The sequence below is a fragment of the Pseudomonas sp. NPDC087029 genome (genome assembly GCF_044745345.1).
Lineage (GTDB): Bacteria > Pseudomonadota > Gammaproteobacteria > Pseudomonadales > Pseudomonadaceae > Aquipseudomonas > Aquipseudomonas faucium.
In genome coordinates this window covers 55,254-69,285 of the sequence record NZ_JBIVAB010000010.1, presented here as the reverse complement: position 1 = coordinate 69,285, position 14,032 = coordinate 55,254, and the positions used below count along the sequence as shown (strand labels likewise).

General features: G+C 67.2%; 17 protein-coding genes and 1 pseudogene. 10 read left to right on the top strand and 8 right to left on the bottom strand.

The annotated features are described in order from the left end of the window. Positions 1-15: 15 nt before the first annotated feature. From ACIPG5_RS17065 to ACIPG5_RS17055, 3 genes and pseudogenes are all read right to left on the bottom strand, one after another. Positions 16-225, bottom strand: a pseudogene (locus ACIPG5_RS17065) (general stress protein); the annotation flags it as partial. A gap of 160 nt (positions 226-385) precedes the next feature. Then, positions 386-937, bottom strand: coding sequence for an ATP-dependent Clp protease proteolytic subunit (locus tag ACIPG5_RS17060; protein ID WP_176511149.1), 552 nt, complete (start codon positions 935-937; stop codon positions 386-388). 22 nt (positions 938-959) lie between these two features. Then, positions 960-1,361 carry a low affinity iron permease family protein gene (locus tag ACIPG5_RS17055; protein ID WP_236235875.1) on the bottom strand — a complete coding sequence of 134 codons (402 nt, stop codon included), beginning with the start codon at positions 1,359-1,361 and terminating at the stop codon, positions 960-962. Between the two features lie 154 nt (positions 1,362-1,515). On the opposite strand from ACIPG5_RS17055, the gene ACIPG5_RS17050 reads away from it, so the two are divergent. From ACIPG5_RS17050 to ACIPG5_RS17030, 5 genes are read left to right on the top strand one after another with little or no spacing between them, the layout of a single operon-like run. Then, a complete protein-coding gene (locus ACIPG5_RS17050; protein WP_286914700.1) occupies positions 1,516-2,433 on the top strand; it encodes a DUF72 domain-containing protein in 918 nt (305 codons plus the stop codon). After that, a complete protein-coding gene (locus ACIPG5_RS17045; protein WP_401376505.1) occupies positions 2,430-3,215 on the top strand; it encodes an endonuclease/exonuclease/phosphatase family protein in 786 nt (261 codons plus the stop codon). The genes ACIPG5_RS17050 and ACIPG5_RS17045 overlap by 4 nt, the downstream gene beginning before the upstream one ends. Beyond that, complete coding sequence (gene clsB / locus ACIPG5_RS17040) at positions 3,212-4,414, top strand: cardiolipin synthase ClsB (protein ID WP_401376502.1); 1,203 nt, start codon at positions 3,212-3,214, stop codon at positions 4,412-4,414. Before ACIPG5_RS17045 ends, clsB begins: the two co-directional genes overlap by 4 nt. After that, a complete protein-coding gene (locus ACIPG5_RS17035; protein ID WP_401376500.1) occupies positions 4,414-5,373 on the top strand; it encodes a lysylphosphatidylglycerol synthase domain-containing protein in 960 nt (319 codons plus the stop codon). The genes clsB and ACIPG5_RS17035 overlap by 1 nt, the downstream gene beginning before the upstream one ends. Before the next feature lie 30 nt (positions 5,374-5,403). Next, a complete protein-coding gene (locus tag ACIPG5_RS17030) occupies positions 5,404-5,832 on the top strand; it encodes a hypothetical protein (protein WP_176511143.1) in 429 nt (142 codons plus the stop codon). 135 nt (positions 5,833-5,967) lie between these two features. Here the strand turns inward: ACIPG5_RS17030 and ACIPG5_RS17025 are convergent, their stop codons facing one another. Continuing rightward, positions 5,968-6,147 (bottom strand): metallothionein, encoded by a 180-nt coding sequence (locus ACIPG5_RS17025; protein ID WP_314613871.1) that lies wholly within the window; start codon positions 6,145-6,147, stop codon positions 5,968-5,970. A gap of 2 nt (positions 6,148-6,149) precedes the next feature. Continuing rightward, positions 6,150-6,611 (bottom strand): phosphotransferase system, HPr-related protein, encoded by a 462-nt coding sequence (locus ACIPG5_RS17020; protein WP_236235881.1) that lies wholly within the window; start codon positions 6,609-6,611, stop codon positions 6,150-6,152. A gap of 159 nt (positions 6,612-6,770) precedes the next feature. On the opposite strand from ACIPG5_RS17020, the gene ligD reads away from it, so the two are divergent. Genes ligD through ACIPG5_RS16995 form a run of 5 tightly spaced genes read left to right on the top strand, consistent with a single transcriptional unit; the run spans position 6,771 to position 12,303 of the window. Beyond that, complete coding sequence (gene ligD, locus ACIPG5_RS17015) at positions 6,771-9,239, top strand: DNA ligase D (RefSeq protein ID WP_401376496.1); 2,469 nt, start codon at positions 6,771-6,773, stop codon at positions 9,237-9,239. After that, a complete protein-coding gene (locus ACIPG5_RS17010) occupies positions 9,236-10,279 on the top strand; it encodes an acyl-CoA dehydrogenase (protein ID WP_401376493.1) in 1,044 nt (347 codons plus the stop codon). The genes ligD and ACIPG5_RS17010 overlap by 4 nt, the downstream gene beginning before the upstream one ends. Continuing rightward, entirely contained in the window at positions 10,276-11,031 is a 756-nt protein-coding gene (locus tag ACIPG5_RS17005; RefSeq protein ID WP_401376490.1) for a PIG-L deacetylase family protein, read from the top strand. The genes ACIPG5_RS17010 and ACIPG5_RS17005 overlap by 4 nt, the downstream gene beginning before the upstream one ends. A 13-nt stretch (positions 11,032-11,044) precedes the next feature. Beyond that, complete coding sequence (locus ACIPG5_RS17000) at positions 11,045-11,644, top strand: bifunctional 2-polyprenyl-6-hydroxyphenol methylase/3-demethylubiquinol 3-O-methyltransferase UbiG (protein WP_176511137.1); 600 nt, start codon at positions 11,045-11,047, stop codon at positions 11,642-11,644. Continuing rightward, positions 11,641-12,303: a glycosyltransferase family 2 protein gene (locus ACIPG5_RS16995; protein ID WP_176511136.1), complete on the top strand. Its 663-nt coding sequence runs from the start codon at positions 11,641-11,643 to the stop codon at positions 12,301-12,303. The genes ACIPG5_RS17000 and ACIPG5_RS16995 overlap by 4 nt, the downstream gene beginning before the upstream one ends. A gap of 1 nt (position 12,304) precedes the next feature. Here ACIPG5_RS16995 and ACIPG5_RS16990 read toward each other — a convergent pair whose 3' ends face one another. From ACIPG5_RS16990 to ACIPG5_RS16980, 3 genes are all read right to left on the bottom strand, one after another. After that, a complete protein-coding gene (locus ACIPG5_RS16990) occupies positions 12,305-13,150 on the bottom strand; it encodes a Ku protein (protein WP_286914685.1) in 846 nt (281 codons plus the stop codon). Between the two features lie 10 nt (positions 13,151-13,160). Further along, entirely contained in the window at positions 13,161-13,286 is a 126-nt protein-coding gene (locus tag ACIPG5_RS16985; protein ID WP_401376486.1) for a PSPA7_2676 family Cys-rich small protein, read from the bottom strand. 66 nt (positions 13,287-13,352) lie between these two features. Beyond that, positions 13,353-13,952 (bottom strand): nucleosidase, encoded by a 600-nt coding sequence (locus tag ACIPG5_RS16980; protein ID WP_401376483.1) that lies wholly within the window; start codon positions 13,950-13,952, stop codon positions 13,353-13,355. Positions 13,953-14,032: the final 80 nt, after the last annotated feature.

Below are 14,032 nucleotides of genomic sequence, written 5' to 3'. Positions count from 1 at the left end.
TCGCCTGGGTGCCGGTCATTGCGGCTGACGCCCGCCACCGTGGCTGTTCTGGCCACCTTTGCGGCCTGCCTCGGCGGCCCGCTCGCGGTCGTTGGCGAAGTTGCCGCCCGACGCCTGGCCGCCCTTGTGGCCGGCACGCGCCGCCCGTTCGCGGTCATTGGCGAAGTTGCCGGGGTTGGTTTCCTTGGTACCGCCACGTTGTCCGGTTCGCTGTGGGTCACGAGCCATCGGGTATCTCCTTGCGCTGGATGGGTGGGACGCATGAACTTTGACCATGCCCTACTTGCGAGCCGCCCATCGCCCCCTCTGCTCAATCGGATTGGCGCCGACTGACCGGCGGCACCAAACGCCGCTTCGGCAATTGCTTGCGCGCAGGCTTTGCGCCTTAGGCATGCACGCTCCACTGGGCCATCTCGGCCTCGATGGGCATTTCGTCGATGGCATGGATCATGCCGCTAGCCAGCGCCTCCTGCGGCCCGAGAATGCGCGGGTAGGCCATCAGGTAACGGGCCACGTCCAGCACCTCGCTGCTGCCCTGGGTGCGCTCGGCGACGATCTGCGCGTACAGGCGCAGGTCATAGTCCAGGCTCATGGCATATTCGGCCATGCGCGCATGGTCCACCGAGCCGTGCAAGGTCCAGTGGAACGGGTGGAACAGGAACTTGCTGTAGGCACAGGCGGTACGGTGCTCGCCGGCCAGGAACAGGATGTTGCCCATCGACTCGACAGTGCCCAGGTTATGGGTGTGCAGCGGCACCGGCAGGGTGCGCAGGAAGTTGTACAGGGTGAAGCCGTAGCTGCACTCCCCGCCCATGGTGGCGATGTTCAGCTGCAACAGCTCGGCGCCCTGCTGCAACGCCTTGGCGCAGGTGTTGATCAGGTTGCCGCAGGTGGATGAGTTGATCGGGCCGGTGAAGTGAATGATGTGTCTGGCCATGCTTGCCTCCGGGTTGGGCGGGTCATTTCCTGGCCTCGCGTGGGTCGTCCTGTTCTTGCGCACCCGCATCGTCGTCGCCGCGCTCGCCCATCAGCTGGTACTGCTTGCGCAGGGCACGCAGCTGCGCCGGGTCCATGTCTTCGAGGTCGAGCAGCGCCTTGTGCGCGCGGCGGGTGGTGCGCAGCAGCTCGTCAATCTTGATGTGCAGCTCGTCGTTGTCGCGGTTCTGGGTGTTCTGGATGAGGAACACCATCAGGAAGGTGATGATCGTGGTCGAGGTATTGATCACCAGTTGCCAGGTGTCGTTGAAGTGGAACAGCGGCCCGCTCAGGCCCCACACCAGGATCAGCAACAAGGCGACAGCGAAGGACAGCGGGCGCCCTGTCCAGTTGGCCAGCCATTGGGCGAAACGGTCGAATTTCATGCCACCGGTCCTCACCAGTTCGTCCTTCGGTGGAGAGGCGCGCTGCGGCAAAGTTCCCTTGCCCTCGCCGCTGCGCCACTGGTCAACCGCGCTGAACCCTGGCCTTGCCCACCCGGTCGCAGTTCAAAGGACACCTGGCAGCGAGGACGGCAGTGTGAGCGAGATCCGCATCGGTATTTCCGGATGGCGTTATGGCCCCTGGCGCAACGATTTCTACCCCAAAGGCCTGCCCCAGCACAGCGAGCTGGCGTTCGCCTCGCGGGCGGTGAACAGCATCGAGATCAATGGCTCGTTCTACAGCCTGCAGACGCCAGAGCGCTACCAGCACTGGCGTGACGACACCCCGGACGGCTTCGTCTTCGCGGTCAAGGCGCCGCGCTACATCACCCATGTGCGCAGGCTCAAGGACATCGACGAGCCGCTGGCCAACTTCTTCGCCTCGGGGCCGTTGCAGCTGGGCAAGAAGCTGGGGCCGATCCTCTGGCAGTTCCCACCGAACATGAAGTTCGATGAAGCCCGTTTCAGCCACTTCCTCGAACGCCTGCCCCAGGACCATGAAGCAGCACGCGCCTGTGCCCGGGCCTGTGCCGAGCGCCTGCGCGGCAACATCAGCAACCTGGGGCGCGGCAATGCGCGCCTGCGCCATGCCGTGGAAATCCGTAACGAGAGCTTCCTCTGCGAGGCCTTCATCAAGCTGCTGCGCAAGCACAAGGTGGCGCTGGTGGTGGCGGACAGCGCCGGCAAATGGCCCTATGTCGAAGACCTCACCGCCGATTTCGTCTACCTGCGCCTGCACGGCGACGTCGAGCTCTACAGCAGCGGCTACACCGCCCGTGCCCTGCGCCGCTGGCAGCAGCGCATCCAGCGCTGGAGCCACGGCGGCCAGCCGGACGATGCCCAGCTGGTACTGGCGCGCCCGCCACGGCGCCGCGCATCGCGTGACATCTACTGCTATTTCGACAATGACCAGAAGGTGCATGCGCCCTACGACGCCAGGCGCCTGCTGGACAAACTGTCGCTGGACGGCCCGCTGCTGACCGAACCGGGTGTCGAGCCGGAGGTGGCCCTGTGAACGACACCCTGCCCGCCCCCGACAGCCTGGCCGACCGGCTGACCACGGTGCACCGCCTGAACGTGCTGACGATCAACGTGCACAAGGGTTTCACCCCGTTCAACCGGCGCTTCATCCTGCCGGAGCTGCGCGAAGCGGTGCGCGCCAGCGGCGCCGACCTGGTGTTCCTGCAGGAGGTGCATGGCAGCCACCAGCAGCATGCCCAGCGCCACCCCGAATGGCCGCAGACGCCGCAGTACGAATTTCTCGCCGACAGCATGTGGCCGCAGTTCGCCTATGGCCGCAACGCGGTCTACCCCCATGGCGACCACGGCAACGCGCTGCTGTCGAAATTCCCCATCGTCGAGCACCGCAACCTCGATGTCTCGATCCACGGCAACGAGGAGCGCGGGCTGTTGCATTGCCGCCTGGAGGTGCCCGGCCACGACCAGGTGCATGCGGTGTGCGTGCATCTGGGGCTGCGCGAAGCGCACCGGCAACGCCAGGTGCAGCTGCTGCTCGACCTGCTCGACAGCCTGCCGGCCAAGGCGCCGGTGATCGTCGCGGGCGACTTCAACGACTGGCGCCTGAAAGCCGATGCCGTGCTCGGCCAGCGCCTGGTCGAAGCCTTCGGCGAGCGTTACGGCAGCCCCGCGCGCAGCTTCCCGGCGCGCCTGCCGCTGCTGCGCCTGGACCGCATCTACCTGCGCAATGCCCTGCCGAGCAAGGCCCAGGTGCTGGCCAAATACCCCTGGTCGCACCTTTCCGACCACGCCCCCCTGGCCGCGGAGATCAGCCTGTGAACAGACCCTGGACACAAGGCAACAGCGTTGAGCTGCTGGTCAATGGCGAGGACTACTACCCCCGTGTGTTCGAGGCCATGGCCCAGGCACGCGAGGAAATCCTCCTGGAAACCTTCATCATCTTCGACGACAAGGTCGGCCAGCAGCTCAAGCAGGTGCTGATCGACGCGGCCCAGCGTGGCGTGCGGGTGGAAATGGCGGTCGATGGCTATGGCACGGCGGACTTGCCGGACGCCTTCGTCGCGGCCATGACCGAAGCCGGTGTGCGCTTTCACGCCTTCGACCCGCAACCGCGCCTGGCCGGCATGCGCACCAACCTGTTCCGCCGCCTGCACCGCAAGATCGTGGTCATCGACGGCGAGCTGGCGTTCATTGGCGGCATCAACTACAGCGCCGATCACCTGGGCGACTACGGGCCGATGGCCAAGCAGGACTACGCGGTGCAAGTGTGCGGGCCGGTGGTGGCCCAGGTGCATGCCTCCAGCCGCAGGCTGATGGCGCCAGTGCTCGACCCACCCAGCGAGGTGCGCCCGCAAGTGGCTGCCGCAGGGCCGGCCAGTGCCGTGCTGGTGGAGCGCGACAACGCCCGCCGGCGCACCGACATCGAAGCCTGCTACCTGCAGGCGCTGCGCGCTGCACGCCAGCGCATCGTCATCGCCAATGCCTACTTCTTCCCCGGCTACCGCCTGCTGCGTGAACTGCGCAACGCCGCCCGCCGCGGGGTGCAGGTGACGCTGATTTTGCAGGGCCAGCCAGACATGCGCTGGGTCCGCGCCCTGTCGCGGCTGTTGTACAACTACCTGCTGCGCGATGGCGTGCACATCCACGAGTACTGCCAGCGGCCGCTGCACGGCAAGGTGGCGCTGGTGGACGATGAATGGTCGACCGTGGGTTCGAGCAACCTCGACCCGCTGAGCCTGTCGTTCAACCTGGAGGCCAACCTGCTGATCCGTGACCGGGCGTTCAACCAGCACCTGCACCAGCACCTCAGCGCCCTGGCCAGCGAGCAGTGCAAGGCCGTGACCCTGGAGCGCATGGTGCGCGGTTACTGGTGGCGGGCGCCGCTGATTTTCGTGTGCTTCCACGTCATCCGGCATTTCCCGCGTATCGCCGGCTGGTTCCCGGCGCACCGCCAGCGGCTGCGCTCGCTGCAGCCTGAGGTACAGGCCCAGGGCGACCTTCACGAGGGCAATACCTGATGGCTGACAAACGCTGGCACCGCTGGGCCAAGCGCCTGCTGACCGTGCTCTTCATCGTGCTGATTCCGGTGCTGCTGTACACCCTGGCGCGCAACCTGGACTGGCACGAAGTGCGCCAGTCGCTGGTGGCGTACAAGCCGAGCACCTTGCTGATCGGGCTGGGCCTGGCGCTGTGCAGCTACCTGACCTTCGCCAGCTACGACCTGCTGGCACGCGCCTACACCGGGCACCAGCTGCCTGCGCGGCAGGTGCTGCCGGTGGCCTTCGTCTGCTATGCCTTCAACTTGAACTTCACCACCTGGGTCGGTGGCGTGGCCTTGCGCTACCGGCTGTATGGCCGGCTGGGCCTGGATAACGCGACCATTACCCGGATTCTCACCCTGGGCCTGCTGACCAACTGGATGGGCTACATGCTGCTGGCGGGCACGGTGTTCGCCCTGCGCCTGGTCAAGCTGCCGGAAAACTGGGCGGTGGGCGTTACCGGGCTGCAGATCATCGGTTTCGCCTTGCTGGCGATCGCGCTGGGCTACCTGCTGGCCTGTGCCTTCGCCAAGAAACGTACGTGGCATGTTCGCGAGCACGAGATCACCCTGCCCTCGCTGCGCCTGGCGCTGTGCCAGGTGGCGCTGGGCGCGAGCAACTGGGCTTTGATGGCGGCGCTGATCCACTGGCTGCTGCCGGGCGAGCTGTTCTACCCATCGATTCTCGGCATCTTGCTCATCAGTTGCGTGGCCGGGGTGGTTGCGCACATTCCTGCCGGGCTGGGCGTGCTCGAAGCGGTGTTCCTGGCGCTGCTGCATGGGCAGCTGGGTCAGGGCAGCCTGGTGGCGGCGTTGCTGGGCTATCGCACCCTGTACTACCTGATCCCGCTGCTGCTGGCGGTGGTCACGTACCTGGTGCTGGAGAAACGCGCACGGACCATGCGCCAACGCAGTAAAGCGACTTTACGCAAGACCTGAACACGGGCCGAAACGCCCGGGAGGTGGCACATGCGTTCATTTGTGTGGGTGGTGCTGGTGGGCAGCCTGGTCAGTACCCAGGTGCTGGCCGAGGCCTGTGACGTGACGACCCGCTCTTCGAGCAACGCCGTCAAGCCTGTGGAGGGGCATACCTGCTACAGCTTCAGCAACATGCCGGCCGAGGCCATCAACTGGTCGTGCAGCAATGAAAGCAAGGAGATGCTCAATAGCCAGAAGCACAAGGTGGCGCGTTGCGCCGATGGCAGCGTCGGCAGCTGCATCGCGCCGTTGACCCAGGAGGCGCTGGCCAATCCGAAAGCCGTGGGCGGCGCCGAGCCGTCGACGCGGCCAGCGTTGTCCAAGGATGCGCGGGTGATTACCTATTACTACGACACCCCGAGCCTGGGGCAGGCGCGCAGCGACTGCGAGCGCAATAACGGTATCTGGCAGACGCACTGAGCCTGGCACCGGCTTTGCCGGGGTTCGCGGGGCAAGCCCGCTCCCACAACAATCTCGCAGCCGGTGCTTTTTGTTGTGGGAGCGGGCTTGCCCCGCGAACCAGGGCGAAGCCCTGGCCATGCACCGCAGTGGTCGCTACTGGCTCTGGCCAGGCCGTGCAGCCTTGGCACACGTGCAATTCCCCATGCGGCAAGGCTCACCGCCACGGTGCCCGGAAGCACAGGCTTCGCAGCAATAGGCCTTACCCTCGCGCATCACGGCATTCTCGCCCACCGTGCAGGAACAGTGCTCACAGGCGCAGCGTTGCTCGTTCATGGTCATTTCCTCGTGTCGTCGTCCACCACATCATCGGTCCATGGCTCGCCGTCCAAGGGGTCGGAGCGGGCCAGTTCAGCTTCGTCCAGGCCAATGCCGCCGCCGATCTCGCGCTCATCCACCCGGCGCAGCATCTGGTCGGCGGGGCCGTCGTCTCCCCCGGGCTCGTCGGCGTCGCGCGCGCCGCTTTCATCGATCAGGGTGTCCGGGCTCATGTCGTCCCAGGTGACGTTGTCCTCGTGGGCGCTGTCGCTCAGCGCCTCGCCACCGGTCATGCCGCTTTCGGCCACCCGGCGCGGCGGAAACTCCTCATCGACCTCCCGTGCCGGGCGCTCATCCCCTACGCGGCCTTGGCGTTCGTCGTTGCGCTCATCGAAGTCCAGCTCGTGGACACTGCCCATGCGGTCCTCGGTGTCGTCGATCTCGGGCGGGGTGTAAGGCTTGGGGTCGTCTGGTCGGGCCATGTCGGTTCTCCATCAGGTGGATAAGTGCATTCGCTACATGCGGTCGACTGCGCCCGGCGGGCAATGATTCAGAGTTTTTCCAGCGGCGATATTTTGAACTCGCCCGCGCCCTGCTGCCTCCCAACTTCTAGAGACCCGCGTACCGTCCCGGAGCCCGCCATGGCCAAGCCCCTGCAGGAGTACCAGCGCAAGCGCGATTTCAACGCCACCCCCGAGCCCAGTGGCAAGCGCGGGCGGGGCAAGGCCCATGCCTTGCAGTTCTGCATCCAGAAGCACGACGCCAGCCACCTGCACTATGACTTTCGCCTGGAACTCGATGGCACGCTGAAAAGCTGGGCCCTCCCCAAGGGCCCGTCGCTGGACCCCAAGGTGCGGCGCCTGGCCGTGCACGTGGAGGACCACCCGCTGGACTACGCAAGCTTCGAGGGCAACATCCCCGAAGGCCATTACGGCGCCGGCGATGTGATCGTCTGGGACCGCGGCGTCTGGGAGCCAGAGGGCAATGCCCGGGACGCCTACGCCAAGGGCAAGCTGCGCTTTCGCCTGCAGGGCGAGAAGCTCAATGGCGTGTGGAACCTGTTCCGCACCCACCTGGGCGGCAAGAAAGAGCAGTGGATGCTGGTCAAGTCCAACGATGGCGAGGCCCGCAGCGAGCAGGAGTACAGCGTGGTCGAGGCCCAACCCGACAGCGTGCTCAGTGACCGCACCCTGGTGTCGCAACGCCCCGCCAAGAGCGCCAAGGCACCTGCCAGGCGCAAACGGGCCGCCCAGCCCGACACGTTGCAGCCGGAGCTCGCCACCCTGGTCGACTCACCGCCCAGTGGCGACTGGCGATACGAGGTCAAGTTCGACGGTTACCGGATACTGGCGCGTATCGACGGCGACGATGTGCGCCTGTTCACCCGCAACGGCCACGACTGGAGCGCCAAGATGCCCCGCCAGGTCGCCGCCTTGCGAACGCTGGGCCTGGATTCTGCGTGGCTCGATGGCGAAATGGTGGTCAACGGCGAGCACGGCGTTTCCGACTTCCAGGCCCTGCAGAACGCCTTCGACACCGACAACGACGAGCAGATCGTCTACTACCTGTTCGACCTGCTCTACCTGAGCGGCCAGGACCTGCGCCCACTGCCCCTGGAAGACCGCCGCGACACCCTGCGCCAGCTGCTCGAAGCCAGCACGGCCGACGAACTGCAGTTTTCTGCCGACTTCGACCAGCCGGTCGAATCGCTGCTCGACAGCGCCTGCCGCCTGCAGCTCGAAGGCCTGATCGGCAAGCGCCTGGGCAGCCCGTACCTGGGCAAGCGCAGCGCCGACTGGATCAAGCTCAAGTGCAAGCAGCGCCAGGAGTTCGTGATCGTCGGCTACACCGACCCCAAGGGCAGCCGCAGCGGCTTCGGCGCGCTATTGCTGGCACTGCATGACCCGGACAGCGGCACATTGCGCTACGCCGGCAAGGTCGGCAGCGGCTTCAGCGCCGCGACCCTGGACAGCATCCACGCCCGCCTCAAGCCCTTGCAGGCGGCCAAGCCGGCCCTGGCCAACCCGCCGACCGGCGCCGAGGCGCGGGGCGTGCACTGGCTGAAACCGACACTGCTGGCCGAAGTCGCCTATGCCCAGATGACCCGCGATGGCTCGGTGCGCCATGCGGTGTTCCATGGCCTGCGCGACGACAAGCCTGCCACTGCCATCGACCTGGAGCGCCCGATGCCCAGCAACAAGGTTGCCAAAAAAAGCCAAGCGCACGAGGAGCCCCTGGGCACGCTGCGCCTGACCCACCCCGACCGGGTGATCGACGCCACCTCCGGCAGCACCAAGCGAGATGTGGCCGAGTACTACGCCCAGGTAGCGCCGTGGATCCTGCCGCACCTCAAGCACCGCCCGGTGGCCCTGGTGCGGGCGCCGGAGGGCCTGGCCGGCGAGCTGTTCTTTCAGAAGAACGCCGGCCAGTTGCATATCCCCAACGTGCTCACCTACGACAAGGCTGAAGCCGGCCAGGCGGCGATGGTCATCAACCGCGCCGACACCCTGCTCGGCGCCGTGCAGATGAACATGCTCGAACTGCACACCTGGAACGCCACCGACAAGGACTTCGACAAGCCCGACCGCTTCGTCCTCGACCTCGACCCGGACCCGGCGCTGCCCTGGAAGGCCATGCTCGAAGCCACCCAACTGACCCTGACCCTGCTCGACGAGCTGGGCCTGAAGGTGTTTCTCAAGACCAGCGGCGGCAAGGGCATGCACCTGGTGGTGCCGCTGACCCGGCGCGACAGCTGGGACGCGGTCAAGGACTTCAGCCACGCCATCGTCGACTACCTGGCCAAGCTGTTCCCCGACCGCCTCAGCGCCGTGTCCGGCTCGAAAAACCGGGTCGGGCGGATCTTCATCGACTACCTGCGCAACGGCCAGGGCGCCACCACCGCGTGTGCCTATTCGTTGCGCGCCCGCGAGGGGCTGCCGGTGTCGGTGCCGATCTGGCGCGAGGAGCTGGCCCAGCTCAAGGGCGCCAACCAATGGCACATCGGCAACCTGGCCGAGCGCCTGGCCGACCTGGAGGACCCCTGGGCGGCCCTGGGCAAGACCCGCCAATCGATCACCGCGCGCATGCGCAAGCAGATGGGGATGGCATGAGCATCATTCAGGATTTCGACTTGAACACCCTCGACAGCCTGTTGCGCACCTTCAGCGAGCGCCCCCAGGCCCTGAACCTCGACACCCAGCTGGCCGCGCTGATGCAGGCGCTGCTGGCCGAACACCTGGACGTGCTGCCGCTGCCGGGCCAGGGCCATACCCTGCAGCGCTGGCAGACCCTGGCGCGGATCGCCGGCTGCGACCTGGCCCTGGCGAAACTGTACGAAGGCCACACCGATGCCCTGGCGATCCTCGCCGAATGCGGCGCCGCGCACCGGGTGGGCGATGGCGTGTGGGGCGTGTGGGCCGCCGAGCCGCCCGATGCCCGCGCCCGCATCGTCGCCCGCGACGGCAACCAGGTGCGCCTGGCCGGGCGCAAGGCCTGGTGTTCCGGCGCCCTGCAGATCGACCGGGCGCTGATCACCGCCTGGGCCGATGACGACCAGCCGCAACTGGTCGCCATCGAGCTGGCCCATGCCCGCCAGCACCTGCAGGTGGACCACTGGCAGGCGGTGGGCATGGCCACCACCACCAGCGTCGAGATCGCGTTCGACGACGCGCCCGGCATCGCCGTTGGCCAGCCCGGGCAATACCTGTCGCGCCCAGGCTTCTGGCATGGCGGCGCGGGCATTGCCGCCTGCTGGTATGGCGCCGCCGAAGCCCTGGCCGATTACCTGCGCGAGCAATGCCGCAAGCCGCGCCCCGACCCGCATGCCCAGGCCCACCTGGGCGCAGTCGACGCGGCGTTGTGCGGCGCCCGCGCAGCGCTGCGCGAGTGCGCGGCGTGGATCGACCGCAACCCCGGCGCCGATGCCAGTTTCGCGGTGCGCCGCGTGCGTGCCCAGGTCGAACAGGCGGTCGAGCAGGTGATTCGCCACGTGGGCCGCGCCCTGGGCGCCACGCCGTTCTGCCGCAGCAGCCACTTCGCCCGGTTGAGCGCCGACTTGCCGGTGTACCTGCGCCAGAGCCACGCCGAACGTGACCTGGCCGCCCTTGGACAACAGCTGGCCCAGGTGCCGGCAGGAGCCTGGCAGTTATGAGCGAGAACCTGATTCAAGCGAGCAGCGGCACGCCCTGGGCCGACTGGCAGCAATCGGCGCACCTGGCCCGGGCCAGTTGGGTCAACCCCGATCAGCTGTGCCCGCCGGGCCGGCGCCTGGTGCTGCTGGCGCCGCACCCGGACGACGAGATCCTCATGGCCGGCGGCCTCTTGGCCGGGTTGCAGGGCCGCGAGCAGGACTTGCTGCTGATTTCCGCCACCGACGGCGAAGGCAGCCACCCCGATTCGCCCACCTGGACCGAACACCGCCTGCGTCGCCAGCGGCCGCTGGAAAGCCGGCATGCCCTGCAGCAGCTGGACCTTGACCTCAACCAGCTGGACTGGCGGCGCCTGCACCTCAAAGACGGCGCCTTGCCGCGCGACGAAGCCTTCCTGGTCAACCACCTGAACCAGCTGCTGCGCCCCGATGACCTGCTGATGACCACCTGGCGCGGCGATGGCCATTGTGACCATGAAGCCCTTGGCCGCGCTGCAGCGCAGGCGGCCCAGGCGCGCAAGGTGCAGCTGGTCGAGGTGCCGGTCTGGGCCTGGCACTGGGCGCAGCCCGACGACCCGCGCCTGCCCTGGCCTCGCGCGCACCGCATCGCCCTCGACGAAGCGCGCCTGGCGCGCAAGCGCCAGGCCCTGGCCGCGCACCACAGCCAGCTCGAACCGGACCAAGGGCGCCCTGCGGTGCTGCCGGCCCACCTGCTGGAGTGCCTGCTGCAGCCGTTCGAACTGGTCTTTCTCTAGGAGAACAAAGGTCATGAGCCTCGATGCGCACTATTTTGCCGACCTTTATGCCCACAACGAGGACCCCTGGGCCTTTCGCACGCGCTGGTACGAGCGGCGCAAGCGCGACCTGCTGCTGGCGTGCCTGCCGCGCCAGCAGTACCAACGGGTGTTCGAGCCGGCCTGCGCCAACGGTGAGCAGAGCGCCGTGCTCGCCGAGCGCTGCGCCGAGCTGCTGTGCCAGGACCTGGACCCCACCGCAGTGCGCCTGGCCCGCCAGCGGCTGGCCGAGCTGCCCCAGGCCTCGGTCAGCCAGGGGCGCCTGCCGGGCGACTGGCCGGGTGGGCAGTTCGACCTGATCGTGCTCAGCGAAGTCGGCTATTACCTGAACCCGACCGACTGGCTGCAGGTGATCGAGCAATCGGTGGCAAGCCTCACCCCCGACGGCGCCATCCTCGCCTGCCACTGGCGCCACCCCATCGAGGGCTGCCCGCAGGATGGCCGGGCGGTGCATCGCCTGCTGGCCAGGCACCTGCCGCTGTATCCGCTGTTGCGCCATGAAGAAGCGGACTTTCTGCTGGAGTACTGGTCGTGCCAGCCCAGCGTGGTCGATTTGCAAGAGACTTGCCCATGATTGCCGTGGTCATACCGGCGCACAACGAAGCCCGGCGCCTGGGCCGTTGCCTGAAGGCCATGGCAGCGGCCGTGGCGGTGGCCGAACAGGCCGGCCAGCGGGTCGAGGTGTTGGTGGTGCTGGACCGCTGCAGCGATGGCAGCGCCGCCGTCGCGCGCCAGCACGGGGTGCACACGCTGGCGGTGGAAGCCGGCTGCGTCGGCATGGCGCGCCGGCTCGGCGCGGCGCTGATGCTCGAGCGCGGGGCCAGCTGGCTGGCCTGTACCGATGCCGACAGCCAGGTGCCGCCGCACTGGTTGCTGTCACAGCTGGCCTGCACCGCCGAGGTGGTCTGCGGCACGGTGCATGTTGCCCGCTGGCAGCCCTGGCAACGGGCGGCGCTGCGCAAGCGCTACCTCAGCGGTTACCAGATGTGCGAGGGGCACCGGCATATCCATGGGGCCAACCTGGGCGTGTGCGCACGGGCCTACGAGCGTGTGGGAGGGTTTCGGCCGCTGGCCGCGCACGAGGATGTGCAACTGGTCCATGACCTGGAGGCCAGTGGCGCGCAGATCGTGTGGACGGCGCGCCACAGCGTGGCGACCAGCAGCCGCCGTGATAGCCGCGCGCGGGAGGGGTTCGGCGATTACCTGGCGAGCCTGGAGGCTACGTTGCAGTAATTCACGAAGCTTTACGCGGGCGCTTGGCCGGCTTTTTCTCTGCCGGCGCCTTCTTCGTGCCCTTGCCGCCGAGGCTGCGCTTGAGCAGCTCGGTGAGGTCGATGATGTCGGCGCTCTTCTCGCTCGCGCCCTCGCCTTTGTCGACCACGCTGATCTTGCCCTTGCTGGCCTTCTCTTCGACCAGGTCCATGATGGTCTGGCGGAACGCGTCGTGGTACTGGTCTGGCGCCCACGGCCCACTCATGTCCTCGACCAGGCGCTTGGCCATGTCCAGCTCGCGCTTGTCGACCTTGGTGTCGGTCACGCTCTTGTCCAGCTCCAGCGACTCCACGCCGCGCACTTCCTCGGGCCAGCGCAGGGTGATCATCACCAGCGCCTCGTCCAGCGGGCGCAGCAGCGCCAGGTGCTGGCGGGTGTGCAGCACCACCGTGGCCAGGGCCACCTTGCCGGTGCTTTCCAGGGTTTCGCGCAGCAGCGCATAGACCTTGCCGCCGCGCCGGTCGGGGCTGAGGTAGTACGGGGTGTCGAAATGCTGCAGCGGGATTTCGCTGGCGGCGACGAAAGAGAAGATGTCGATGGTCTGCGTGGCCTCGGGCCGCGCCTTGCGGATCTCGTCTTCGCTGATGACCACGTAGCGGCCCTTCTCGAACTCGACGCCCTTGACCACGTTGTCCTTGTCGATGTCCTTGCCGGTGACCTTGTTGATGCGCTTGTAGCCCACCGGCTCCATGCTGCGCTTGTCGAGCCAGTCGAAATCGACCCGCTCGGTGCGCACGGCCGTGTTGAGCGAGACCGGGATATGCACCAGGCCGAAACTGATCGCGCCTTTCCAGATTGCCCTGGCCATGGCGAGCCTCCTAGGGTTGCAGGGATTGGCTGTAGCGCATCGCGCCACAGCGCTCGCAGAGCTGGCAATGCAGGTGGGTGTAGGGGCTGGCCAGGACACGCCAGTGGCAGCCACGCAGCAGGCAGACAAAGCTCATCAGCCACCTCCTCGGCCCGAAAAGTGCGGGCACTTACTGGAAGTGACTGCGTGGCGGCGGGAAGGTTTACTTCAATCCACGGGTGTCGGTGAACAGCACACGCTGGAAGGCTTCTGCCGCCAGGTGGACCTGCACCGACCAATCGTCGGCGGCGTCGCTGCCGGCGTCATCGGAGATGTATTTCAGGCACACGAACGGGATGGCTTCGCTGCGGGCGATCAAGGCCAGCACGTAGGCTTCCATGTCGACGATGTCGTAGGGCGCCTCGCCGTGGTTGACCTCGAAGCTGTCGCCGCTGCCGCAGGTGCCCAGTGGCAGGCCGGGGATCGCCTGGCCATGCTCCAGCAGCACCGGGATGTCCGACAGTGGGGTTTGGTAGCGGGCAAAGCCCAGGGGCGTCACGTCCATGTCGCGCTGCACGAAACGCGTGCAGCACACCACCTCGCCCTTGCCGTAGCGCTGGCTGCCGGCGGAGCCGAGGTTGACGATCAGCTTGGGGCGCTGCTGCTGGATGGCCTTGGTCAGCGCGATGGCGGCATTGACCTTGCCGATGCCGGTGAACACCGTGTTGACGTGGGCGAACACGCTGCCGGCTTCGGCCTCGAGGGCGAAGACGAACAGGGTGTCGGCCAGGGAAATATGGGGGAATTGCTTGATCAGCATCATGGAGCGGGCGGTCCGAATGGCTAGCGAGGGCGCTGCCATTGTCGATGAACCCTGCCCGATTGCAAGCCTTGCACCGCGCC

What these genes read in the sequence shown, in the direction of transcription:
- ACIPG5_RS17060 (WP_176511149.1), bottom strand. Translation starts at nt 937, where the DNA reads ATGGCCAGACACATCATTCACTTCACCGGCCCGATCAACTCATCCACC.
- ACIPG5_RS17055 (WP_236235875.1), bottom strand. Translation starts at nt 1,361, where the DNA reads ATGAAATTCGACCGTTTCGCCCAATGGCTGGCCAACTGGACAGGGCGC.
- ACIPG5_RS17035 (WP_401376500.1), top strand. Translation starts at nt 4,414, where the DNA reads ATGGCTGACAAACGCTGGCACCGCTGGGCCAAGCGCCTGCTGACCGTG.
- ACIPG5_RS17030 (WP_176511143.1), top strand. Translation starts at nt 5,404, where the DNA reads ATGCGTTCATTTGTGTGGGTGGTGCTGGTGGGCAGCCTGGTCAGTACC.
- ACIPG5_RS17025 (WP_314613871.1), bottom strand. Translation starts at nt 6,147, where the DNA reads ATGAACGAGCAACGCTGCGCCTGTGAGCACTGTTCCTGCACGGTGGGC.
- ACIPG5_RS17020 (WP_236235881.1), bottom strand. Translation starts at nt 6,611, where the DNA reads ATGGCCCGACCAGACGACCCCAAGCCTTACACCCCGCCCGAGATCGAC.
- ligD (WP_401376496.1), top strand. Translation starts at nt 6,771, where the DNA reads ATGGCCAAGCCCCTGCAGGAGTACCAGCGCAAGCGCGATTTCAACGCC.
- ACIPG5_RS17010 (WP_401376493.1), top strand. Translation starts at nt 9,236, where the DNA reads ATGAGCATCATTCAGGATTTCGACTTGAACACCCTCGACAGCCTGTTG.
- ACIPG5_RS17005 (WP_401376490.1), top strand. Translation starts at nt 10,276, where the DNA reads ATGAGCGAGAACCTGATTCAAGCGAGCAGCGGCACGCCCTGGGCCGAC.
- ACIPG5_RS17000 (WP_176511137.1), top strand. Translation starts at nt 11,045, where the DNA reads ATGAGCCTCGATGCGCACTATTTTGCCGACCTTTATGCCCACAACGAG.
- ACIPG5_RS16995 (WP_176511136.1), top strand. Translation starts at nt 11,641, where the DNA reads ATGATTGCCGTGGTCATACCGGCGCACAACGAAGCCCGGCGCCTGGGC.
- ACIPG5_RS16990 (WP_286914685.1), bottom strand. Translation starts at nt 13,150, where the DNA reads ATGGCCAGGGCAATCTGGAAAGGCGCGATCAGTTTCGGCCTGGTGCAT.
- ACIPG5_RS16985 (WP_401376486.1), bottom strand. Translation starts at nt 13,286, where the DNA reads ATGAGCTTTGTCTGCCTGCTGCGTGGCTGCCACTGGCGTGTCCTGGCC.
- ACIPG5_RS16980 (WP_401376483.1), bottom strand. Translation starts at nt 13,952, where the DNA reads ATGATGCTGATCAAGCAATTCCCCCATATTTCCCTGGCCGACACCCTG.